Source organism: Mesorhizobium sp. M0052, from assembly GCF_040323255.1.
GTDB lineage: Bacteria > Pseudomonadota > Alphaproteobacteria > Rhizobiales > Rhizobiaceae > Mesorhizobium.
Genome location: NZ_JAMYUS010000018.1, coordinates 104,903 through 127,734, shown reverse-complemented (window position 1 = coordinate 127,734; position 22,832 = coordinate 104,903). Strand labels below are relative to the sequence as shown.

Below are 22,832 nucleotides of genomic sequence, written 5' to 3'. Positions count from 1 at the left end.
GAGCCCTTTTCTAAAAACCGTTGATCGAGGAAGGCGAAACGCGCCGGTAGACGCCGCTCACCATGTCTTGCCAGCTGTCGCTGCCGGCAGGTTTGAAATGCAGTCGCATCCGGTAGGCATCGGCATTGTCGAAAATATAGGTCACGCGCGCTGAGCCACGCGGCGACGACCGCTCCAGGACCAGCTCATCGCCGTTCCACGTTCCTGTGGCCGGCGTGGCCGGCACAAAACCCATGGAGTCGAACTGGTGCATGGTGAAGAGCCTGTTTGGCTGGTCGAAGCCGAACACGCTGTGCGAGCCAAACGAGACCGTGCCGTCGCGGCGCTGGCGATAGCGCTGGACCACGAACAGGCCGCCGAACTGTGGCTCTGTCAGCACGTCGGAAGTCGCCGGTCCGCCATCGGCCCACTGCGTTTCCGCCACCTCTTCCTCGCCGCGCCACGCGCCGACGAGTGCCTGCAGGCGCTGGTGATCGGCCGAGAGCGAGGAGAACGCGTTCATGGTCAGAGCCGCTTCAGGTCGGAGACGGTGAGGTCGCTCTTGGCGTTGCCGGTGTTGAGCGTCGTTGCCGGCTCGAACATCAGCACCACCGGCTCGGCGGTCAGCGAGCGCGGCCGGTGCTCGACGCCCTTCGGCACGACGATGAAATCACCCTCGCCGAGTTCGACCGGACCGTCACGGAAATCGATGGCGATCCTGCCCCGCAGGACGAGGAAGGCTTCGTCCTCATGCTCATGCGCGTGCCAGTCGAAGGTCCCGCCGAACTTGGCGACCTTCGCCTGGCTGTCATTGACGTCGCCGGCGATATGCGGATCGAAGACCTTGGTGATCGTTCGATCCGCCGCCTCGACCAGGTTTATCTTGCGCGGAGGCATTCGCCTTCAGCCCTTCACCGCGGCCACGATCTTCTTGGCTGCGTCGTCGAGATCGTCCGCCGACACCACGTTGAGGCCGCTGTCGTTGATGATCTTCTTGCCGAGTTCGGCATTGGTGCCTTCGAGGCGCACCACCAGCGGCACTTCCAGGCCGACTTCCTTGACCGCGGCAATGACGCCCTCGGCAATGATGTCGCACTTCATGATGCCGCCGAAGATGTTGATTAGTATGCCCTTGACGGCCGGATCCTTGGTGATGATCTTGAACGCCGCCGTCACCTTCTCCTTCGACGCGCCGCCGCCGACATCGAGGAAGTTGGCGGGCTCGGCGCCATAGAGCTTGATGATGTCCATCGTCGCCATGGCAAGGCCGGCGCCATTGACCATGCAGCCGATATTGCCATCGAGCGCGACATAGGCGAGGTCGTATTTCGACGCCTCGATCTCCTTCTCGTCCTCTTCGGTGGTGTCGCGCAGTTCCATCAGCTCGGGATGGCGAAACAGCGCATTGTTGTCGAACGACACCTTGGCGTCGAGCACGCGCAGCCTGCCGTTCTTCATCACGATCAGCGGGTTGACCTCGAGCAGGCTCATGTCCTTCTCGACAAAGGCCTTGTAGAGGATCGGGAACAGCGTGCCGGCATCCTTGGCGGCATCGCCGTTTAGTCCCAGCGCTTCCACCAATATGTCGACGTCGATGGTCGTCACGCCGGCCAGCGGATCGATGGCGCGGGTGATGATCTTGTCCGGTGTGTCGTGGGCGACGCCTTCAATGTCCATGCCGCCCTCGGTCGAGACGACGAAAGCGATGCGGCCGACCGAGCGGTCGACCAGGATCGACAGATAAAGCTCGCGCTCGATGTCGGCGCCGTCCTCGATATAAAGACGGTTGACCTGCTTGCCGGCGGGGCCGGTCTGCTTGGTCACCAGCGTGTGGCCGAGCATCTCATTGGCGTTGGCAACGACTTCGGCAACCGACTTAGCCAGCCGCACGCCGCCCTTTGCGTCGGGCGACAGTTCCTTGAACTTCCCCTTGCCGCGGCCACCGGCGTGGATCTGGCTCTTCACCACATAGAGCGGGCCGGGCAGCGCTTGTGCCGCGGCTTCCGCCTCGCTTGCCTTGAACACCGGCACGCCTTCGGCCACCGGCGCACCAAACGACTTCAGCAGCGCCTTGCCTTGATATTCATGGATGTTCATCTGGATGGTCTCCGGATCGGCTGCTTTGGGGGATTACTTCGAGGCGAGGTGCGGGGCGATCTTGACGCAAGCCTCGGTCAGGCCCTGCACCGTCGCCACCGAAGCGTCGAACATCTTCTGCTCGGCCTTGTTGAGGTCGATCTCGATGATGCGCTCGACGCCGCCGGCGCCGATGACAACGGGAACGCCGACATAGGTGCCCTTGACGCCATACTGGCCCGAGAGATGCGCCGCACAAGGCAGCACGCGCTTCTTGTCCTTGAGATAGGATTCGGCCATCGAAATTGCGGAAGCCGCCGGCGCGTAGAAGGCCGAGCCGGTCTTCAAGAGGCCAACGATCTCGGCGCCGCCGTCACGGGTGCGCTGGACGATCTGGTCGAGCTTTTCCTTCGAGGTCCAGCCCATCTTGATGAGGTCCGGCAGCGGAATGCCCGACACCGTGGAATAGCGGATCATCGGCACCATGGAATCGCCATGGCCACCCAGCACGAAGGCGGTGACGTCCTCGACCGAGACCTTGAACTCCTCGGCGAGGAAATAGCGGAAGCGCGCGCTATCGAGCACGCCGGCCATGCCGACGACATGGGTCTTGGGCAGGCCCGAAAACTTCTGCAGCGCCCAGACCATGGCATCGAGCGGGTTGGTGATGCAGATGACGAAAGCCTTCGGCGCATATTTCTTCAGCCCGGCGCCGACCTGTTCCATGACCTTGAGGTTGATGCCCAGCAGATCGTCGCGGCTCATACCCGGCTTGCGCGGCACGCCGGCAGTGACGATGCAGACATCGGCGCCCTCGATCCCGGCATAATCATTGACGCCGGTCAGCCGGGAGTCAAAACCATCGACCGGCGAAGACTGCGCGATATCGAGCCCCTTGCCTTGCGGGATGCCCTCGGCAATATCGAACAGCACCACGTCGCCGAGGTCCTTGAGGCCGATCATGTGAGCGAGCGTGCCGCCGATCATGCCGGAGCCGATGAGCGCTATCTTGTTGCGTGCCATGTGAGGAAATTTTCCCTTTGTCTGTGACGACGCCCAAATCTCTGGCGATCTGGTTGACGGCGTCGAGGAAGAGGCCGGAATGCTGTGGTGTCAGCGGATTTCGCCGCATCCAGTAGCCCTGGTGGAAAATATATTCAATCGATTATTTTCGAGTGAATAATTTCAATCGGTTAGAAACATTGGGATTTACGTAAACGTCAAAGTTTGTAAGCCGACTTGAGAGATTTTACACAATGAACGTGGAAATCAGAAGACTATATCCAGGCGATGACGGCCTTGTGAAGCGCATCGCCGAAGACGTGTTCGATGAACGGGTACGGGCCGACAGACTGTCCGCCTACCTCGCCTCCTCAGGTAATATGATGATTGTGGCACTGGCCGATGGCGTCGTCGTCGGCCAGTGTGCTGCCGTCATCCACCGCCACCTGGACAAGGTCAGCGAACTCTACATCGACGAGGTCGGCGTCTCACCCGCCTACCAGCGCCATGGCATCGCGCGAAAAATGCTCGACGCGATGTTCGCGCTCGGCCGCGAGCAGGGATGCGGCGAAGCCTGGGTCGGCACCGAACCGGACAATGTGCCAGCGCGCGCGCTTTATGAATCGCGCAAGGAGGTGCATGGGCCGGCGGAGGCGTTTGTAATGTATGCGTATGACCTTTAGGCGTCGGCGGGACAGCGCCCCCCTCTGCCTTGCCAGGCATCTCCCTCACGAGGGGGGAGATCGGACGTCACGCGACCTTTCGCCAATCTCCAATGGCCGCAGGAATGAGCGGAGCGCCGAAACCGCCAATCTCCCCCCGTGTGGGGGAGATGTCCGGCAGGACAGAGGGGGGCGCGAAGGATCACTACATAATGACCTCTTCGAACCCTCAGACCTGCACTTCCGCCTTCGCCTTTTGCCGTTCCGCCCAGTCCTCCAGCCAATCCCGGCTCTGCATTTCGATCAGCCGCGAGGCCGTGCGCTCGAATTCGAACACCTCGTTGCCGCGCCTGGCCGTATAGAGCTCAGGGGGCGAGGCATCGGCGCTTACCACCAGCCGCGTGTGATGATCGTAGAGCGTGTCTATCAGGAGGATGAAGCGCTTGGCCTCGTTGCGCTTGCCTTCGCCCAGCACCGGCACGTGATCGATGAAGACGGTCGAGAAGCGGCCGGCAATCGCCAGGAAATCGCGCGCGCCGAGCGGCTTTTCGCAGAGATCGGCGAAGGAAAACCGCGCCGCATTGCCGGAAGCAGCCGGTATCCTCACCTGCCGCCCCTTGAGCGTCAGCGAGGTCTCGGCCGTCAGCGCTCCACGCGTCATCGCCTGCCAGGCCTCGTCGAGCATACGATCGGCTTCGGCATCCGCCGGCGTGACATAGACAGGCGTGCGGGCGAGCTTTTCCAGCCTGTAGTCCTTGTCGGCATCAAGCGTCAGCACATGGGCGTGGCGCTCGAGAATGCTGATGAAGGGCAGGAAGAGCTGGCGGTTCAGCCCGTCGCGATAAAGGTCCTGCGGCGCGACATTCGAGGTGGCGACCAGAACCACGCCATTGGCGAACAGCGCCGAAAACAGCCGCGACAGGACCATCGCATCGGCAATGTCGGTGACCGAAAACTCATCGAAGCACAGCACCCAGGCCTGTTCGGCAAGCTGAAGCGCGACCGGCGGGATCGGGTCGTCCTCCTTGACGTCGCCGTTCTTGCGCGCCTGCCGGTGCTTCTGGATGCGGTCCTGCACATCGGCCATGAAGTCGTTGAAATGAACGCGGCGCTTGCGCCTGACCGGCAACAGCTCGAAGAACATATCCATCAGCATGGTCTTGCCGCGACCGACGCCGCCATGAATGTAGAGGCCCTTGACGACCTCGCGCGTCTCGCGCTTGCGGGCAAACAGCCAGCCGAGCGCGCTCGACTTGTGCGCCAGCCGCTTGACCGAGATCTCGTCGGTCAGCCGGTCGAGCGCGGCGGCGATGCGCTCCTGCGCCGCATCGCGCTCGATGGCGCCGGTTGCGACCAGATGGTCGTAGCGCTGCCTGACGGTCGCATGGGTCTGGAGGCCGTCACGCAGATGCATCGGTCACGTCGCTGTCTAGGGATAGGCAGCCTATCTTGTAAGCGATATCGGCAAGCCGTTGGTAGTTTGGCCGTCGAATTTCGAACCGCCCGAGGAATAGAGCCGCGCCAGCGTGCCGCCATTCTCGTCATAGAGCGTCAGCTGCTTGCCGGCGACGTTCCACGATTTGATGCCGTCGATGGGCGGCGGGCAATGCAGCGGCCCGGCGCGGAAGCCGGCGCCGAATTTGGTCTGCGGCGTCGCCACCTTGCAGCTCTGTCCGGACACGCTGGCGTTCCAAACGCCGGCAACGCTCGCAGCGGTAAGGTCGGAGGCTCCGGCCGGCGCCGATCCGTCCGGCGGCAGCGAGGCGACCTGCGCACCTGCCGGCGCGGTCGGGAATTGCGATGGGTCGGTGGTGCCCGGCGCTGCCGGGGGCGGCAGTTGGCTTCCGCTCACCGTGCCGGCGGGCGCGGGCTGCAGCGGGGCGGGCTGCTGGTCATCCATCGATGAAAAACGCGAGGTCGAACAGCCGCTCGCAACGAGCGCTGCCAGCGATACGGCCATCAGCCCGCTTCTCGAAAAAATCATTCCAACCTCCGTCGGATCCGGCTGGGGGGAAGCCGTCCGCACAATCTCACCCCTCACCAAGATGGAGAAGGTGGCGAAATTTCAACCCGATATGGTTAAAATAGGGTTTGCACCACGAATTGTTGTAAATTTGTCGCAAAATGGCTGGCGGACAAAAGGCATGTCTTCGCTCTAGCGCGGTTCCAACCGGTACATTGGTTGCGAAAGCGGCACCGGAGCCCGCAGCAGGTCGGCGCATCGGCGGTCGAGCGCAACTGCCGGCGCAAAACTGACTGAAGCGCTTGAGGCGCAAGGCCTGGCGCGTGAGCGGTTTCGCGCCTTGCGTCCGGGCGAGGTTTGGGACGTTCCCGAGATCGAGCGCGGCTGGAGTCTGCATTTGGCCGTTTACGGCACTGCCGTTTTAGCCGATGTTCTATCGCAAAAGGGGGAACAGATGAAATCAATCTTGGCAGTTTTGATCGCGCTGGTAATTTCGACGCCGGCCGCTTTCGCGGGCGAAATCTCCGATCGCGCCGCTGAAGCCGAAAAGGCACTGCAGGCGGGTGATGGCGCCGGCGCGCTGGACAAATTCCGCAGCGCCGAGGACGCTCTGTGGCAAGCGATGCCGCTTGGCGTGCAAAATGTGAAGCATATCCTGTCGGCCAGCGGGTTCGGCGCCTACGCCGAGCGCCCGAACCATGTCTACAAGCCGGGCGAAGAGATTGTGCTTTATATGGAGCCGGTCGGTTACGGCTACGGCTCGGATGGGCTCGGCAACAACCAGATCGCGCTTTACGTTGACCTTACCGTGCTTTCCCAGTCGGGCGAGAAGCTGGGAACCGTCGAAAAGCTTGGCCGGGTCCAGCTCGCCTCGCGCTCGCATAACCGAGAGATGTTCTTCAAATTAAACGTCTCCCTGGATGGCGTTCCCCCCGGCAAATACCGAGCGGATTTCCTCATGCACGACGAGAACTCGCAAAAGACGGCGCCTTTCGCGACCGACTTCGAGATTGCCGAATAGCGCGCCCAGTCGGAGAGAGCCTCGCGGCAAGAGGGAACCAGAGCGCGGCAGATGCGTTCTTAAGCCGGCTGCAGGCCAGTCAATTTGCGAGGCATTGTCCATGATCAAATGGATCATCATTCTTCTCATCGTTGCTGCCGCCGCCAGCCTGCTCGGCATGCCGGCGCTGGCCGGTGCCGCCGCCACCGGCGCGCGCGTGCTGATCGGCATCGTTCTCGTCATCTTCCTGCTGATCGTGCTCGGCGTTTTCGCGGTAACCTAGACGCAGCCCACACTGGTAATTCCCGCCCGTTTCCGCCATATAGCGGCGAAACGTACAGGAATTACCTCAGATCATGGCAGGCACTGCCCCCTTCGCCAAGATGAACGGCATCGGCAACGAAATCATCGTCGCCGACATGCGTGGCCGTGCCGATAGGGTCACGGCGGCGTCGGCTGTCGCGCTGAACGCCGATGCGGCGACCAGGTTCGACCAGATCATGGCGATCCACGATTCGCGCACGCCGGGCACCGCCTTTTACATCGACATTTTGAATTCCGACGGCTCGGGCGCGCAGGCCTGCGGCAACGGCATGCGCTGTGTCGTCCAGGCGCTGGCCGCTGAAACCGGCCAGAAGACTTTCACCTTCGAGACCCGCGCCGGCATCCTCAACGCCGTCGAACATGCCGACGGCACCATCTCGGTCGACATGGGCACTCCGCGCTTTGGCTGGCAGGACATTCCGCTGGCCGAGGAATTCCGCGACACCCGCATGATCGAGTTGCAGATCGGCCCCATCGACGCGCCGGTGCTGCATTCGCCTTCGGCTCTCTCGATGGGCAACCCTCACGCTATCTTCTGGGTCGACAACGATGTCTGGTCCTACGAACTCGAGCGTTTCGGCCCGCTGCTCGAAAACCATCCGATCTTCCCCGAGCGCGCCAACATCACCATCGCCCAGGTAACGTCGCCGGAGACGATGATCATCCGCACCTGGGAGCGCGGCGCCGGCCTGACCAAGGCTTGCGGCTCGGCCGCTTGCGCTTCCGTCGTCGCCGCTGCCCGCACCCGGCGCACCGGCCGCAGCGTTACGCTGATGACGCCCGGCGGCGGCTCGCTGCATGTGGAATGGCGCGACGACGACCACGTCATCCTGACCGGCGCTGCCGAATGGGAGTTTTCCGGCAATTTCGATCCGTCGACCGGCACCTGGGCCCGCGACACCGAAAGCGCGGCCTGATGTCTGCACTTGCCGATACCAAGGGCCCCAACTCCCAAGGCATAGACGTCGTCACCTTTGGCTGCCGTCTCAACACCTATGAATCCGAAGTGATGCGCCGCGAGGCCGAAAGCGCAGGTCTCGGCGCGCTCAAAGGCGGCGCCATTATCTTCAACACCTGCGCCGTCACCGCCGAAGCGGTGCGCCAGGCCAGGCAGTCGATCAGAAAGGCCCGCCGCGAAAATCCGGCGGCGCGCATCATCGTCACCGGCTGCGCCGCGCAAACCGAACCGCAGAATTTTGCCGCCATGGACGAGGTCGACCTCGTGCTTGGCAACGAAGAGAAGCTGAAGGCCAACTCCTACCGCGCGCTGCCGGATTTCGGCGTCAACGACAGCGAGAAGGCGCGCGTCAACGACATTTTCTCGGTGCGCGAGACCGCCGGCCACATGGTCCACGCCATTGAGGGCCGGGCACGTGCTTTCGTCCAGGTGCAGAATGGCTGCGACCATCGCTGCACCTTCTGCATCATCCCCTATGGCCGCGGCAACTCACGCTCGGTGCCGATGGGCGCGGTTGTCGAGCAGGTCAAGCGTCTCGCCGGCAACGGCTACGCCGAGATCGTGCTGACCGGCGTCGACATGACCTCTTTCGGCGCCGACCTGCCGGGCGCGCCGAAGCTGGGAAAGCTGGTGAAGACCATCCTGAAGCAGGTGCCTGATGTGAGGCGGCTGCGGCTGTCCTCCATCGATTCGATCGAGGCGGACGACGATCTGCTGGACGCCATCGCCACCGAGCCCAGGCTGATGCCGCATCTGCATCTGTCGCTGCAGTCGGGCGACGACATGATCTTGAAGCGCATGAAGCGCAGGCATTTGCGTGACCAGTCGATCCGCTTCTGCGAGGATGTGCGCAAGCTGCGCCCCGAAATCGTCTTGGGCGCCGACATCATCGCCGGCTTCCCGACCGAGACCGAGGAAATGTTTCAGAATTCGATAAAGATCGTCGAGGAATGTGGGCTGACGCACCTGCATGTCTTCCCGTTTTCGCCGCGCGAAGGCACGCCCGCCGCGCGCATGCCGCAGGTCCGCCGCGAATTGGTCAAGCAGCGCGCGGCCCAGCTGCGCGCCGCTGGTGAGGCTGCGTATCGCCGCCATTTGTCGTCACTCCCGGGAACGCGCCAGTCGATCCTGGTCGAGCGCGACGGCCTCGGCCGCACCGAAGGGTTCACGCTTGCCGGGCTCGGCACAGGCGCGCCGGGCGAGATCGTCGAGGCAGACATCACCGGCCATGACGGCGTGCGCCTGATAGCGGCCCCGCTCACTGCCCGCGCCGCCTGAGACGATTGAAGCATGGCCGGTTTTTTCAAGAACATATTTTCGTTCGGCAAGAAGGAAGTCGTCGAGGAGCGCATCGACGAAACCGCTCCCCTGCCGCCGATCAAATGGGATGCGCTTGAGGCGCTGAAGCCGGCGGCCGAGCAGGTCGTTCCGGAGTTCTTGAAGCGCGAGGAGCCCGAGCCGCCGACGCCCCACCCTCCCCTCGATGGGGAGGGTCGCCACGAAGTGGCGGGGAGGGGTGAGAGCGCCGACGCCGACGCCACTCACCCCCACCCCCAAGCTTCGCTTGGGGCCTCCCCCAGCGAGGGGGAGGTAAAGCCTGCGCCGCAGTCGGCGCCAGAAGAACCGAAGCCCGAACCCACGCCGACCATCCCGCCCGCGCCGGAACCGGTCGTCCCATCCGAGCCGGAACCGTTGCCGGAGCCCGCGCCGGTAGAAGAACCGCAGCCTGAGCCGGAGATACCCGAGCCGCCTGCACCGGAAGAAGTTCCTGCGCCGCCAGCCGTTCCGGAGCCGGCTCCCGAGCCGCAGCCCCAAGAAGTGCCGCCGGCGCCGGCCGAGCCGGAGATCGAACCATCGCGTCCGGAACCGCAGCTGGAGCCCGCTCCCGTCGAAGTGCCGACGCCTGCCGAGACTCCCGCAGAACCGGCCGCCCCGATCGAAGTGCCGCAACCGTCCGCGCCTCCCGCACAGCCTACCTCAGAGGTCAGCGCCGCCCCTCATCCGCCTGCCGGCACCTTCTCCCCGTATAGCCACGGGGAGAAGGACGAGGCGACCCACCCTCCCCTCGATGGGGAGGGTCGACGCGAAGCGGCGCGGTGGGGTGACAGCGCTGACGCCAGCGCAAATCACCCCCACCCCCAAGCTTCGCTTGGGACCTCCCCCATCGAGGGGGAGGTAAAGCGCACTCCGGTCGAAGCCACACCCGCGCCGGTCGAAGTCCGGGCTGCCACGGCGGGGGTTGCGCCCATGCCTGAACCGGGTTTTCCGCCGACACCACAGCCGACACCGTCAGTCGGCAAAGTCACCGTCACCAAAAAGGTCGAGCAGAAAGCCGAGCCGCAAAAGGCGCCCGAACCGGCGCCGCGACGACGCTCCTGGTTCCAGCGCATGCGCGACGGGCTTGCCCGCTCCTCGAAAGAACTCACCGGCAACATCGCCGGCGTCTTCACCAAGCGCAAGCTCGACGAGGAGACGCTGCAGGATCTGGAGGACGTGCTGATCCGTGCCGATCTGGGCATGGAAACAGCCTTGCGCGTCACCGATGCCCTCGCTGCCAGCCGCTACGGCAAGGATGTCTCCGACGCGGATGTCCGCACCATCATGGCGGCCGAGGTGGAGAAGGTGCTGGCCCATGTCGCCATGCCGCTGGAGCTCGACCTGTCGCACAAGCCGCATGTCATTCTGGTGGTCGGCGTCAACGGCACCGGCAAGACCACGACCATCGGCAAGCTCGCCGCCAAACTGACCGATGGTGGCCTGTCGGTGATGCTGGCCGCCGGCGATACCTTTCGCGCTGCAGCCATCGAGCAGCTGAAGATCTGGGGCGAGAGGACGAAGTCTCCGGTCATCGCCTCGAAGATCGGCGCGGATGCCGCCGGCCTTGCCTACGACGCTTTCGAACGCGCCAAGGAGGCCGGCTCCGACGTACTGATCATCGACACCGCCGGCCGGCTGCAAAACAAGACCGAACTGATGGCGGAGCTGGAAAAGATCGTGCGCGTGCTGGGCAAGCTCGATCCGGAAGCGCCGCATACCGTGCTGCAGACGGTCGACGCCACCACCGGCCAGAATGCGCTCAATCAGGTCGAGATCTTCCGCAATGTCGCCGGCGTCAACGGCCTGGTGATGACCAAGCTGGACGGCACGGCGCGCGGCGGTATTCTGGTCGCGATCGCGGCAAAGCACAAACTGCCGGTCTACTTCATCGGCGTCGGCGAACAGGTCGACGACCTCGAACCATTCTCGGCCAGCGAATTCGCCAGGGCGATCGCGGGCGTAGCGTAAAAAGCACGATCCCGAAGAGCTGCAGGCTTTTTTGGACAAGATCATGCGTCAGAAGGAAGTCATGAACCCTCCCATCCTCGAACGCGACCCGTCCGACCCGCGAAAGAAGAAAGAAAGCGTCAATCCGCTGCTCAAGCTGGTGCTGGAACTCGGGCCGCTGATGGTGTTCTTCTTCGCCAATGCACGCGGCGCCTGGCTGGTGCAGAAACTTCCTGTCCTGGCCGAATTCGGCGGGCCGATCTTCGTCGCCACCGGCCTGTTCATGGCGGCGACCGCGATCGCGCTGATCGCCTCCTGGCTGCTGCTGCGCACCTTGCCGATCATGCCGATGGTCTCGGGCGTCGTCGTCTTCATCTTCGGCGCGCTGACGCTCTATCTGCAGGACGACGTGTTCATCAAGATGAAGCCGACCATCGTCAACACCCTGTTCGGCGGCGTGCTGCTCGGCGGTCTGTATTTCGGCCGATCGCTGCTCGGCTATGTCTTCGATTCGGCCTTTCGCCTCGATGCCGAAGGCTGGCGCAAGCTGACTTTCCGCTGGGGCCTGTTCTTCCTGTTCCTGGCTCTTGCCAATGAAGTGGTGTGGCGGAATTTTTCCACCGACTTCTGGGTTACCTTCAAGGTCTGGGGCATCATGCCGATCACCCTGTTGTTCACCTTCAGCCAGATGCCGCTGATCCTGCACCATTCGATCGAGGATAAGGCCGAGAAGGTGGAAGAAGCCGGCAAGTAGAGCAATTCCAGGAAAAGTGTGAAGCCGTCCGGAATTGCGTCAGAATAAACGGAGACGGCCATGGAATTCGTCACCACGCGCGATGAACTGAGGACGATCTACAAGACGCCGCGGCCGACCGACACCTCGATGCGCAAGGAACTCAGGGCGCTCGACGGCCACTGCCGCTCTTTCATCGGCAAGAGCCCTTTCGTGCTGATCGGTTCTTCCGACGGCGCCGGCAATGCCGACGTGACGCCGAAAGGCGACATGCCCGGCTTTGCCCTTGTCCTCGACGACAGGACCATCGCCATTCCCGACCGGCCCGGCAACAACCGGCTGGACACGCTGGAGAACATCCTGCTCAATCCTTCGGTCGGCCTGCTTTTCCTCATCCCCGGCATGAACGAGACGCTGCGCATCAATGGCGATGCCCGCATCACCGTCGACGCCGCCTTGCGCGATCGCCTCGCCGTCGACGGCAGGCAACCGCAAAGCGTCGTCGTGGTCAGCGTCAAGGCCGCCTACATGCACTGCGCCAAGGCGTTCATGCGCTCCGAATTGTGGAAGCCGGACAGCTGGCACAACCGCGCCACATTGCCGACGCTGGGTAAGATCCTGTCCGATCAGATGGCGCATACCGAAACTGCCGACGATTTCGACCGCTCGCTGGACGAGGCCTACAGCAAGACCCTGTGGTAAATTTCGCGTACGATTCGCCATTGCGGTCCTTTGCCGGTTTCCCTAGCCCTGTTTCCCCGTGATCGAACTCCTCGCCATCTCCGGCAGCCTGCGCGCCGCCTCGACCAATTCGGCGCTGCTGGCGGCGCTGTCCGCGAACGCGCCTTCGGATTGCCGCGTAACTGTCTATGACGGGCTCGGCCTGCTGCCGATCTTCAACCCGGATGACGAAGGCGAGCGCACACCGGCCGAGGCCATGCGGCTGATCGAGGCCGTCACCAGCGCCGACGGCATCATCGTCTCCTGCCCCGAATATGCCCATGGCGTGCCCGGCGGCATGAAAAACGCGCTCGACTGGCTGGTCTCGCGCGACGCCGCCGTCGGCAAGCCCGCCATGCTGGCCCACGCCTCCGCGCGCTCGCTCTATGCCCGCGCCGCGCTGGCCGAGATCATGCGCACCATGTCGTTCGCGCTTTGTGAGAATGCGGTTCTGGAGATTGCCTTGCTCGGCAAGAAACCGCCGGAGATAGAAGCGATCCTGGGAGAGGACGAGAACCTGCGGGCCATGCGCGAAGCGGTGCAGGTTTTCGCGAGTTTTATACGCGCAAACGTTGCCTCGTCATCCTAGGGCGGAGCAAGGAGCGAAGCGACGCGGCGCAGACCCTAGGATGACGAACGAAAGGGTGCGGCGCACCCCAACGTGCCGCAGTGCTACCCCTTCCGCAACGTCTCGGCATCGGTCACACCGACATACCAGTCGCGCGCGTTGACCTCTTCGAACACCACCCAGACGTCGTCATTGCTAAGCCCGGTGGCGTCCATGATGGCCGCCGTGACCTTTTTGGCAATGTCGGCCTTCTTGCCAGCGGGATCAGCGGCGATCACTTCCTTGACGATGCGGATGTTGACGAATGGCATGATGTCCTCCCCTTGAATTGTGTCTGATAGCGCCGCGCCGCGGCTCCGAAATCCGCTCCGGCGAATCGCTTGTCGGTCGTTCCGGCGGCCGCCGCGCAACAGGCGCCGCGGACATGCGCAGAAACGCCATCAAGGGCCGCCAGAGAAGCGTTTCCAGCAGCCTCAATACGTCTTCGCCCCGTTCACCATCAGCCGCACCATGTAGAGCGACGTGGTGCCGGCGATGTAGAGGCAGTTCAGCTTGTTGCCGCCGAACACGCAATTGGCGGTCACTTCCGGCACCTTGACCTTGCCGATCAGCGTGCCGTCGGGATCGTAGCAATGGATGCCGTCGGCGGCACTGGTCCAGATGCGGCCGGCCTCGTCGAGCCGGAAGCCGTCGAATAGGCCGGCCGTGCAGTCAGCGAACACCTTCCCGCCCGAGACCTTCTTGCCGTGCTTGCCGACGTTGAAGACCCGCATATGCGCGGGGTTCTGCGCGCCATGGGTGCGGCCGGTGTCGACGACATAGAGCTGGCTTTCATCCAGTGAAAAGGCAAGCCCGTTCGGCCGGACCATGTCGGTGATGACGGCCTCGACCTCGCCCGTATCCGGATCGACCCGGTAGACATTGCAAGCGCCGATCTCGCTTTCGGCCTTGTCGCCCTCATAGTCGGTGTCGATGCCGTAGCTCGGATCGGTGAACCAGATCGAGCCGTCGGATTTCACGACCGCGTCATTGGGCGAATTCAGCCGCTTGCCTTTCCATTCGGCCGCGATGGTGGTGACGAAACCGTCATGCTCAGTGCGGCTGACGCGGCGGCCGGAATGTTCGCACGTCACCAGTCGGCCCTGGCGGTCGACGGTGTTGCCGTTGGAATTGCCGGAGGGCTGACGGAAGACGCTCACATTGCCGTCGGTCTCGTCATAGCGCAGCATGCGGTTGTTGGGGATGTCGGACCAGACGACATAGCGGCCGGCGGCGAACCAGGCCGGCCCTTCCGCCCACTGACATCCGGTAAACAGCTTTTCCACCTGGGCGTTGCCGTTGAACAGCCGCGCGAAACGCGGATCGAGAATTTCGTAATAGTCTGCGGTCGCCATGCATTTCCTCCGGGCATCACGTGACGCGCGGATCAAGCCAGCCTGCGGACGCGATGGCAAGGTGGCGCAGGCGCAATTTGTAAGACAAAAGGTGCCCGGCCGGCATGGCCCGCCAGCCTGTCCGGCCGTTTATGGTGCTGTAGCGCTGTATTAACCCGCTATGCGCCCTGTGCAATGGTGCATTGCAACATCTTCTTTTTGCATCGCACCATTCCTATGTCATGGTGCGAACGACCAAGGGAGGAACAAATTCACCGCTGATATGCGGCACGAAAGGACCCTTGCTATGGCTTTTGACAACCTCTTCTCCCGCGCGCGCTCCTCGATGGCCAAGCGCCGCCACTACAACCGCCTCGTCGCGGAAATCGAAAACCTGACGAGCCGCGATCTGGCCGACCTGCGCGCCGACCGCTCGGAAATGCTCTACCAGGTCCACAGGCAGATCTACGGCTGAGCATTTCAGACGTCAGCGGGGCACCGCCCCTCACCCGGATTGCCAAACCGAATTGCATGAGCAATTCGGGCAATCCGACCTCTCCCTCGGGGAGAGGAGCTAGCCTGTGCCGATGCTTCCCTCTTCTCCCCCACGGGGAGGAGGGGGCCGCGTAGCGGCCCGATGAGGGGGCATGGCGCCAACGTCAGCCCGGTGCCGCGAGCGCCTTTTCAATCTGCGGCAACAGAACATCCCTCGCCGACTCCCCTGTCAGCGGCCCGACATGCTTGTAGGCAATATTGCCGTCCTTGCCGATGACGAAGGTTTCCGGCACGCCGTAGACGCCCCAGTCGATGGCCGTGCGGCCGGCCTCGTCGAAACCTATCGCCTGGAACGGATTGCCGAGATCACCAAGGAACCGGCGCGCGTTTTGCGCTTGGTCCTTGTAGTTTAGCGCGGCCATGACGAAGCGCTTGTCCTGCGACAGCTGCAAGAGCACCGGATGCTCTTCCCGGCACGGCGCGCACCACGATGCAAAGACGTTGACCAGCGTTACCTTGCCGGCGAAGGCTTTCGAATCCAGCCCGGGCAGGTTTGATCCTTCCAGCGCCGGCAGGTTGGTCTGCGGCGCCGGCAGGCCGATCAGCGCCGACGGCACTGCCGCCTCGTCGCGTCCCGACAAAAGCTGCGACAGGAACAATCCGGCGAGGCCGAGAAAAACCAGCAGCGGCAACAGCACGATCAGGCGGCGGCGCGGCGACGCCGGCGTTTCGCTTTCCGTGCTCATGGCTTGCTGGCCCCAGTGCTGGCCCCAGTACCGGCTTTGTCCGAGCGACGCCGCACGCCGGCCGCTTCGAGTTCCGCCAGTTCGCGCTTGCGGGTCCGCTGGTTGAGCAGGATCCAGCCGATCAGCCCGGCCAGCACGATCGCCGTGATGCCATAGGCGGCCGCGACATAGAGTGCGTGTGCACTCATGCGCTTCGCTCCCCTTCCACCGTCGCTTCGTCGTGCTCGATCATGGCCTTCCCATAGCTTTGCGACTTTCTTAGCTTTGCGGCTGGGGCTTCGCAATTGATCCGTCGCGCCGCAGCGGTCATATCAGTCCGTTCCATGCCGCAGCGCCAGTGCTGCTGCCACCGGACCCAGCACGGCAAGAAACAGCGTCAGCGCGGCAAGAATGAGGAAGGGCTGCAGGAACGGATCAGGGTCGGCCACCGCGCCGTAGCTCGCCGACACCCCGAAGATCAGCACCGGGATGGTCAGCGGCAACACCAGCACCGAGATCAGCAGCCCGCCGCGCGGCAGCGCCACCGCCACCGCCGCCCCGACCGCGCCGATGAAAGTGATGGCCGGCGTGCCGACCAGCAGCGTGAGCGCGGTGGCGCCGATGCTAAGCGGCTCCATGTTCATGAACAGGCCGAGCAGAGGTGCCGCAACCACCAGCGGCAGAACGCTGCCCATCCAGTGCGCCAGGCACTTCACCAGCACCGTCAGCGCCAGCATGTGGCGGTCATTGCCCAGCACCAGAAGATCCAGCGAACCGTCTTCGCGATCGGCCTGAAACAGCCGGTCGAGGCCGAGCAGGCAGGCGAGCAGAGCGCCGATCCAAAGGATCGCCGGACCGATGCGGGCGAGCAGCTTCAGGTCCGGTCCGACACCGAAGGGGATGGTGGCGATGACGGCGAGGAAGAAGATGACGCCGGTGAGCGCCCCGCCCCCGGCACGGATTGAGAGACGGACGTCGCGCAGGAAGAGGGCTAGCATTGCCAAGCCGCGCCTGCGGTTTGATCGCCATCTTGCCGAAGGTGGCGTTCCTTCACACCCCCCTCTGTCCTCCCGGACATCTCCCCCGCAAGGGGGGAGATTGGCAGCTCCACTGCTGACGCCTCTTTTTCAATGCCGGTGATTGGCGAAAGCCGGCATGACATCTGATCTCCCCCCCTGCGGGGGAGATGCCCGGCAGGGCAGAGGGGGGTGGGCGGGAATGCCGACATCACCCTGTTGCTCCCATCCTCAATGCCTGTGCTCCATCCAATCCCAGTGGCAAATGCGTCGCCGCGACAATGATTCCACCTTCTGCGCAATGCCTCGTCATCAGCCCCGCAAACCGCGCCTCCGAGGCCTTGTCCAGCCCAGCCGTCGGCTCATCCAGCAGCCACAGCGGCTTATGACTGACCAGCAATTTCGCAATCGCCGCCCGCCGCCTTTGCCCGGTCGACAAATATCCGAAAGGCAGATGGCCGATGCCGCCGAGACCAACCGTCTCCAGCGCCTCTCCGACACCCAACTGCCCATCGCCGTTGAAATCGCGCCAGAAGCGCAGATTCTCCGCCACGCTGAGCGCCGTCTTCAGTGCATTGAGGTGGCCGAGATAGTGGACCGCCGAAGCGATCGTCGGAAACCTTTCGCCGCCCTCGATGCGCACATCGCCTTGCGCCTTCGGTAGCAGCCCGGCGATGACCCTGAGCAGCGTCGATTTGCCCGAGCCGTTCGGCCCGGTGACGACCAGCACCTGGCCCTTGTCGAGCGCAAAACCGATGCCGGAAAAGACCGTCTCGCCGCCGCGTTCGCCGCCCAGATTTTCGGCAATCAGCCGCATGCCTGCCCGTCCCGAAAACTTTACCGCGCGATAGCTGCCGCATCGCACAAATTTGCTCCGCAACTGTCTAGAACTATTCCAGAAAATTCTCTATATGCGGGACATCCGTGCCAGCGGTCGGCACGGGAACAGAATTTGCGCCGAACCAGCGCACGCGCCGCCTTGAACGGCTCGGGTTGGCTGGGAACGGACAGCGGAAATGGCCGTACCCGCACCTTTGCGCGTGATTGCATGCCCATCGGCGTCCGTTCCCTTTCAGGCTGAACAGACAAGGACGGACCGCACGTGTCAAAATCCCTCGACAGTTTCAATTGCCGCCGCACCCTGACCGTGGGTGGCGCGGACTATGTCTATTACAATCTGGTCGAGGCCGAGAGGAACGGCCTCACCGGCATTGCCCAGCTGCCTTATTCGATGAAGGTGCTGCTGGAAAACCTTTTGCGCAATGAAGACGGCCGCTCCGTCACCAAGGACTCTATCCAGGCTGTGGCCGGCTGGCTGACGGACAAGGGCACCGCCGGCGTCGAGATCGCCTATCGCCCGGCGCGTGTCCTGATGCAGGATTTCACCGGCGTCCCGGCGGTGGTCGACCTTGCCGCCATGCGCGACGGCCTCAAGGCGCTCGGCGGGGATCCGCAGAAGATCAATCCGCTGGTGCCGGTCGACCTCGTCATCGACCACTCCGTCATCGTCGACGAATTCGGCACGCCACTGGCCTTTGCCAGGAATGTCGAGCTCGAATATGAGCGCAACGAAGAGCGCTATAAATTCCTGAAATGGGGCCAGCAGGCGTTCCGCAATTTTCGCGTCGTGCCGCCCGGCACCGGCATCTGCCATCAGGTCAACCTCGAATATCTCGGTCAGGTCGTCTGGACCAACACGGAAGACGGCGAAACGACCGCCTATCCCGACACCTGCGTCGGCACCGATTCGCACACCACCATGATCAACGGCCTTGGCGTCCTCGGCTGGGGCGTCGGCGGTATCGAGGCCGAGGCGGCGATGCTCGGCCAGCCGGTTTCCATGCTGTTGCCCGAAGTCATCGGCTTCCGCCTTACCGGCAAGCTCAGGGAGGGCATCACCGCCACCGACCTCGTACTGACCGTCACCCAGATGCTGCGCAAGAAGGGCGTCGTCGGCAAGTTCGTCGAGTTCTTCGGCCCGGGCCTGTCCAACATGACGCTGGCCGACCGCGCCACCATCGGCAACATGGCGCCCGAATATGGCGCCACCTGCGGCTTCTTCCCGGTCGACGGCGAGACCATCCGCTATCTCACAATGTCGGGCCGCGAGGAAAGCCGCATCGCCCTGGTCGAAGCCTATTCCAAGGCGCAAGGCATGTGGCGTGACGCCGGCTCGGCCGACCCTGTCTTCACTGACCTGCTCGAACTCGAGCTCGACAGCGTCGTGCCGTCGATGGCAGGTCCCAAGCGCCCCGAAGGCCGCGTTCCGCTCGAAGGCATTCCGGCCGGCTTCGCAAAGGCGATGGAGACCGAGTACAAGAAGGCTGCCGAAATCCACAAGCGCTATGCCGTCGAAGGCACCGACCATGATCTCGGCCATGGCGATGTCGTCATTGCCGCCATCACGTCCTGCACCAACACCTCCAACCCGAGCGTGCTGATCGGCGCCGGCCTCTTGGCGCGCAACGCCAACCGGCTCGGCCTCAAGCAGAAGCCGTGGGTGAAGACCTCGCTGGCGCCGGGCAGCCAGGTGGTCGCCGAATATCTGGAAAAGTCCGGCCTGCAGAAGGAGCTCGACCAGATCGGCTTCAACCTGGTTGGTTTCGGCTGCACCACCTGCATCGGCAATTCCGGCCCGCTGCCGGCGCCGATCTCCAAGACCATCAACGATAAGGGCCTGATCGCCGCCGCAGTGCTCTCCGGCAACCGCAACTTCGAAGGCCGTGTTTCACCTGACGTGCAGGCGAACTATCTGGCGTCGCCGCCGCTGGTGGTAGCCCATGCTTTGGCCGGCACCGTCACCAAGGACCTGACCACCGAGCCACTCGGCGAAGGCCGCGACGGCAAGCCGGTCTATCTCAGGGATATCTGGCCGAGTTCGGCCGAGATCCAGGAGTTCATCGAGAAGAACGTCACACGTGAGCTGTTCGCCCGCAAATATGCCGACGTCTTCAAGGGCGACGAATACTGGCAGAACGTCAAGGCGCCGGAAGGCCAGACCTATGCCTGGGACGACAACTCGACCTATGTGCAGAACCCGCCCTATTTCGCCGGCATGACCTCCGGTTTCGGCAAGATCGGCGACATCAAGGGCGCGCGCGTGCTCGGCCTGTTCGGCGACAAGATCACCACCGATCACATCTCACCGGCGGGTTCGATCAAGGCCGCTTCCCCGGCCGGCAAATACCTCACCGACCATGGCGTCGGCGTTGCCGACTTCAACCAGTACGGCACAAGGCGCGGCAACCATGAGGTGATGATGCGCGGCACCTTCGCCAACATCCGCATCCGCAACCACATGCTGGGCGAGAACGGCCGCGAGGGCGGCTACACCATCCACTACCCGTCGAAGGAAGAGGAATCGATCTACGACGCGGCGATGAGATACAAAAAGGAAGGCGTGCCGCTGGTCATCTTCGCCGGCGTCGAATACGGCAACGGCTCCTCGCGCGACTGGGCAGCTAAAGGAACGAATCTCCTCGGTGTCCGTGCCGTCATCGCCCAGTCCTTCGAGCGCATCCATCGCTCCAACCTGGTCGGCATGGGCGTCATCCCCTTCGTCTTCGAGGAAGGCACCTCATGGGCCTCGCTCAACCTCAAGGGTGACGAGCTGGTCGAGATCGACGGCATAAGCACCATCAAGCCACGCCAGACAATGATCGCCAAGGTGACCTATGGCGACGGCACCGTGAAGAACGTGCCGATCATCTGCCGCATCGATACGCTGGACGAGCTCGACTACTTCAAGAATGGCGGCATTTTGCAATACGTGCTGCGCGATCTGGCCGCGTAGCGGCCAGGGCTTAGGCAGTAGGGATTGGGCGGTAGCGGGGAACGACATCCCCTACTCCCTACTCCCTACTCCCTACTCCCAGTCTCTCCAAAGCATCGCCCGACCCGATCGAAGCCCCGCCCTGTCCGACAGGAGTAAAACCGGCTGGGCTCAGCAAGATCTGCCCCACGCTCCTGATGCCATGCTCCCGATCGAACCGGGCGGTGAAGTGCTCCCCCTGTGATGGCCATACCCATGGTTGCGGCAGCAAAAATTTCACCGCAACGTGACTTCCCGTTGACTGTCGCTTCTGCCACAAATCTGGGCAACCAGAACAAGGCCGGCGTCACCGGCGGGAATCGGAACGATCATGGCACCTCGACACCCTCTGCGGCTTGCGGCTTTTGCGCTGGCCTTCTCGGCGCTTGCCGGGACCGGGTTCGCCGAGGAATCGGGAACGACCCAGACCGACAAACCGCAGATTGACAGGCCCTTGGGCGTGGTCGAGCTGTTCACCAGCCAGGGCTGCAATTCCTGCCCGCCGGCGGACGCTTTCTTTGCCGAGCTGGCGGCCAAGGACAACGTCGTCGCGCTCGCCTACCACGTCAATTACTGGGACTATCTCGGCTGGCAGGACACGCTGAGCAGCAAGGACAATACCGACCGGCAATATGACTATATGCGCGCCTTCGGCACCCGCTCCGTCTACACGCCGCAAGCCGTCATCAATGGTCGCAGCCATGTCAACGGCGCCAGCCGCAAGGAGGTCGACGGCGCGCTTGCCCGCATGGAGAAATCCGGTGAAGGCATGCGGGTCAGCGTCAAGGTCAGCCGCACCAGCGATCGCGTCATGATCGATGCCGGCGACGCCGGTAGCGGCCCCAGCGACGCCCATGTCGTCATCGTCTATTTCGAACCACCGCAGACGGTGACCATCGCCAAGGGCGAGAACACCGGCCGCAGCATGACCTACTGGAACGCCGTCACCGGCATCCAGACCGCCGGCATGTGGCACGGCAAGGCGCAGCGCTACGAATTGCCGATGACGGAGATCGCCAAGAAAGGCGGCTGCGCCGTGCTGCTGCAGTCGGTCGGCAAGGACGGCCTGCCGGGCCCTATTCTGGGCGCGGCGTTTATTCACAAGCCTTAAGAGGCTGGTCCATACCTTTTGATATCGGCGGGACAGCACCCCCCTCTGGCCTGCCGGCCATCTCCCCCGCAAGGAGGGAGATTGGCAGCTTCGCCACATCCGCCATCCTGTCCCACGTTTGAGATTGGCGAAAGCAAACGCGAAATCTGATCTCCACCCTTGCGGGGAGATGTCCGGCAGGACAGAGGGTGTGAAGGATCACGACGACAAGTGTCTGGCGCCGCCCAACAAAAAAACCGACGTCAGCTTGCTTCTGACGTCGGTCATTTAGGTTTTGGGATCGTCGCACCCGGTCTCTCCCTGAGGAAAGTCCGAGGTTGGTTCGATCCGACGCAGACCCGTGGGCGGGGGGCTTGGGGTTTACGAGCCGGTGCCGGACCGAACCGTCTCAGGCAACGCCGGTAAATTCGTCGGACATTGGGGCATGAGCGCGGATAAAAAAAGGCGGAAATGTGGCGAGGCATCACCAATTCAAACACCGCGTTTTATAAAAGTGACTGGACGTTGCGAAAACAGCGCAGTCCCGGGATGGTTAGCCGGGCCTTGCAATTCCACGGCGAACACGCCAACTTCTGCAAGCGAGATTCATTTTCAAAGGGATCGCGGGATGACCGATCGCAGCGGTGGGACGGAGGATGGGGACGCATCCGCAATATTGATCCCGCTGCACGAGGCGCGACGCGAACGCCTCGACCAGCCGGTCCGTTTCGACCGGCGTGAACTCGATGAGATCCTGAGGCTGTACGGACGCATGGTCGCCGCCAACGAATGGCGCGACTATGCCATCGATCATCTGTCTGATCGGGCTGTGTTTTCAGTCTTCCGCCGGGCCAGCGAAGTGCCGCTGTTCCAGATCGTCAAGGATCCGAAACTGGCGCGCCGGCAAGGCGCCTTCGCCGTCATCGCCGCCGGCGGCCGGATCCTCAAGCGCGGCCAGGAACTCGGTCGCGTGCTCAACGTCTTCGATGCTAAGCTGAAGATTGTCCAGGCCTAATTGAAAATTGGGGAATTGAAGAGCTGAAGAATTGAAAAAAGAGGATGTAACGGTCGAA

At 63.2% G+C, this 22,832-nt stretch carries 25 protein-coding genes; 13 read left to right on the top strand and 12 right to left on the bottom strand.

Annotation, left to right across the window (positions count from 1 at the left end; genetic code table 11):
• Positions 1-10: 10 nt before the first annotated feature.
• The 4 genes from NKJ77_RS23360 to mdh are packed head-to-tail and all read right to left on the bottom strand — an operon-like array spanning position 11 to position 3,078.
• The gene (locus NKJ77_RS23360) at positions 11-502 is read right to left on the bottom strand and encodes a DUF1579 family protein (RefSeq protein ID WP_023738004.1); all 492 of its coding nucleotides are present in this window, start codon (positions 500-502) and stop codon (positions 11-13) included.
• 2 nt (positions 503-504) lie between these two features.
• Complete coding sequence (locus NKJ77_RS23355; RefSeq protein ID WP_023738005.1) at positions 505-876, bottom strand: cupin domain-containing protein; 372 nt, start codon at positions 874-876, stop codon at positions 505-507.
• Positions 877-882: 6 nt separating this feature from the next.
• Positions 883-2,076 carry an ADP-forming succinate--CoA ligase subunit beta gene (sucC, locus tag NKJ77_RS23350; RefSeq protein ID WP_023699240.1) on the bottom strand — a complete coding sequence of 398 codons (1,194 nt, stop codon included), beginning with the start codon at positions 2,074-2,076 and terminating at the stop codon, positions 883-885.
• Between the two features lie 33 nt (positions 2,077-2,109).
• Entirely contained in the window at positions 2,110-3,078 is a 969-nt protein-coding gene (gene mdh / locus NKJ77_RS23345) for a malate dehydrogenase (protein ID WP_023670541.1), read from the bottom strand.
• Positions 3,079-3,311: 233 nt separating this feature from the next.
• Here mdh and NKJ77_RS23340 point away from each other — a divergent pair, with 233 nt between their 5' ends.
• Positions 3,312-3,740, top strand: coding sequence for a GNAT family N-acetyltransferase (locus NKJ77_RS23340; RefSeq protein WP_352535822.1), 429 nt, complete (start codon positions 3,312-3,314; stop codon positions 3,738-3,740).
• Between the two features lie 208 nt (positions 3,741-3,948).
• On the opposite strand, the gene zapE is transcribed toward NKJ77_RS23340, so the two are convergent.
• Positions 3,949-5,133 carry a cell division protein ZapE gene (zapE, locus tag NKJ77_RS23335; RefSeq protein ID WP_352535821.1) on the bottom strand — a complete coding sequence of 395 codons (1,185 nt, stop codon included), beginning with the start codon at positions 5,131-5,133 and terminating at the stop codon, positions 3,949-3,951.
• 30 nt (positions 5,134-5,163) lie between these two features.
• On the bottom strand, positions 5,164-5,703 hold the full coding sequence (locus NKJ77_RS23330) for a protease inhibitor Inh/omp19 family protein (RefSeq protein WP_023687689.1): 540 nt from the start codon (positions 5,701-5,703) through the stop codon (positions 5,164-5,166).
• 433 nt (positions 5,704-6,136) lie between these two features.
• On the opposite strand from NKJ77_RS23330, the gene NKJ77_RS23325 reads away from it, so the two are divergent.
• The 8 genes from NKJ77_RS23325 (at position 6,137) to NKJ77_RS23290 (ending at position 13,270) form a co-directional block, all read left to right on the top strand.
• Positions 6,137-6,703 carry a hypothetical protein gene (locus NKJ77_RS23325; protein WP_352535820.1) on the top strand — a complete coding sequence of 189 codons (567 nt, stop codon included), beginning with the start codon at positions 6,137-6,139 and terminating at the stop codon, positions 6,701-6,703.
• 100 nt (positions 6,704-6,803) lie between these two features.
• Entirely contained in the window at positions 6,804-6,965 is a 162-nt protein-coding gene (locus NKJ77_RS23320) for a DUF1328 family protein (RefSeq protein ID WP_023683859.1), read from the top strand.
• Between the two features lie 73 nt (positions 6,966-7,038).
• Positions 7,039-7,923: a diaminopimelate epimerase gene (gene dapF, locus NKJ77_RS23315; RefSeq protein WP_023694521.1), complete on the top strand. Its 885-nt coding sequence runs from the start codon at positions 7,039-7,041 to the stop codon at positions 7,921-7,923.
• Positions 7,923-9,242 (top strand): tRNA (N(6)-L-threonylcarbamoyladenosine(37)-C(2))-methylthiotransferase MtaB, encoded by a 1,320-nt coding sequence (mtaB, locus tag NKJ77_RS23310; RefSeq protein ID WP_352535819.1) that lies wholly within the window; start codon positions 7,923-7,925, stop codon positions 9,240-9,242. Before dapF ends, mtaB begins: the two co-directional genes overlap by 1 nt.
• A 12-nt stretch (positions 9,243-9,254) precedes the next feature.
• The gene (ftsY, locus tag NKJ77_RS23305) at positions 9,255-11,249 is read left to right on the top strand and encodes a signal recognition particle-docking protein FtsY (protein WP_352535818.1); all 1,995 of its coding nucleotides are present in this window, start codon (positions 9,255-9,257) and stop codon (positions 11,247-11,249) included.
• A 61-nt stretch (positions 11,250-11,310) separates the two neighbouring features.
• The gene (locus tag NKJ77_RS23300) at positions 11,311-11,982 is read left to right on the top strand and encodes a septation protein A (RefSeq protein WP_352535825.1); all 672 of its coding nucleotides are present in this window, start codon (positions 11,311-11,313) and stop codon (positions 11,980-11,982) included.
• A gap of 60 nt (positions 11,983-12,042) precedes the next feature.
• Positions 12,043-12,663, top strand: a complete 621-nt coding sequence (locus NKJ77_RS23295; protein ID WP_352535817.1) for a pyridoxamine 5'-phosphate oxidase family protein — start codon at positions 12,043-12,045, stop codon at positions 12,661-12,663.
• Positions 12,664-12,721: 58 nt separating this feature from the next.
• Entirely contained in the window at positions 12,722-13,270 is a 549-nt protein-coding gene (locus tag NKJ77_RS23290; protein ID WP_023683853.1) for an NADPH-dependent FMN reductase, read from the top strand.
• Positions 13,271-13,353: 83 nt separating this feature from the next.
• Here the strand turns inward: NKJ77_RS23290 and NKJ77_RS23285 are convergent, their stop codons facing one another.
• Both NKJ77_RS23285 and NKJ77_RS23280 read right to left on the bottom strand, forming a co-directional pair.
• Positions 13,354-13,560, bottom strand: coding sequence for a tautomerase family protein (locus NKJ77_RS23285; protein WP_352535816.1), 207 nt, complete (start codon positions 13,558-13,560; stop codon positions 13,354-13,356).
• Positions 13,561-13,722: 162 nt separating this feature from the next.
• Positions 13,723-14,643, bottom strand: coding sequence for an SMP-30/gluconolactonase/LRE family protein (locus tag NKJ77_RS23280; RefSeq protein WP_352535815.1), 921 nt, complete (start codon positions 14,641-14,643; stop codon positions 13,723-13,725).
• Between the two features lie 286 nt (positions 14,644-14,929).
• Here NKJ77_RS23280 and NKJ77_RS23275 point away from each other — a divergent pair, with 286 nt between their 5' ends.
• A complete protein-coding gene (locus NKJ77_RS23275; RefSeq protein WP_023687680.1) occupies positions 14,930-15,097 on the top strand; it encodes a hypothetical protein in 168 nt (55 codons plus the stop codon).
• 184 nt (positions 15,098-15,281) lie between these two features.
• Here NKJ77_RS23275 and NKJ77_RS23270 read toward each other — a convergent pair whose 3' ends face one another.
• From NKJ77_RS23270 to ccmA, 4 genes are all read right to left on the bottom strand, one after another.
• Positions 15,282-15,863 carry a DsbE family thiol:disulfide interchange protein gene (locus NKJ77_RS23270; protein WP_352535814.1) on the bottom strand — a complete coding sequence of 194 codons (582 nt, stop codon included), beginning with the start codon at positions 15,861-15,863 and terminating at the stop codon, positions 15,282-15,284.
• Positions 15,860-16,051, bottom strand: coding sequence for a heme exporter protein CcmD (ccmD, locus tag NKJ77_RS23265; protein ID WP_352535813.1), 192 nt, complete (start codon positions 16,049-16,051; stop codon positions 15,860-15,862). The genes NKJ77_RS23270 and ccmD overlap by 4 nt, the downstream gene beginning before the upstream one ends.
• A 123-nt stretch (positions 16,052-16,174) precedes the next feature.
• Positions 16,175-16,840, bottom strand: coding sequence for a heme exporter protein CcmB (ccmB, locus tag NKJ77_RS23260; protein ID WP_023824364.1), 666 nt, complete (start codon positions 16,838-16,840; stop codon positions 16,175-16,177).
• Between the two features lie 229 nt (positions 16,841-17,069).
• Complete coding sequence (gene ccmA / locus NKJ77_RS23255; protein WP_023834703.1) at positions 17,070-17,675, bottom strand: heme ABC exporter ATP-binding protein CcmA; 606 nt, start codon at positions 17,673-17,675, stop codon at positions 17,070-17,072.
• 285 nt (positions 17,676-17,960) lie between these two features.
• On the opposite strand from ccmA, the gene acnA reads away from it, so the two are divergent.
• From acnA to NKJ77_RS23240, 3 genes are all read left to right on the top strand, one after another.
• Positions 17,961-20,651, top strand: a complete 2,691-nt coding sequence (acnA, locus tag NKJ77_RS23250) for an aconitate hydratase AcnA (protein WP_023715753.1) — start codon at positions 17,961-17,963, stop codon at positions 20,649-20,651.
• Positions 20,652-21,000: 349 nt separating this feature from the next.
• Complete coding sequence (locus tag NKJ77_RS23245; RefSeq protein WP_023683845.1) at positions 21,001-21,780, top strand: DUF1223 domain-containing protein; 780 nt, start codon at positions 21,001-21,003, stop codon at positions 21,778-21,780.
• 607 nt (positions 21,781-22,387) lie between these two features.
• Entirely contained in the window at positions 22,388-22,774 is a 387-nt protein-coding gene (locus NKJ77_RS23240) for a DUF2794 domain-containing protein (RefSeq protein ID WP_023683844.1), read from the top strand.
• Positions 22,775-22,832 lie beyond the last annotated feature (58 nt).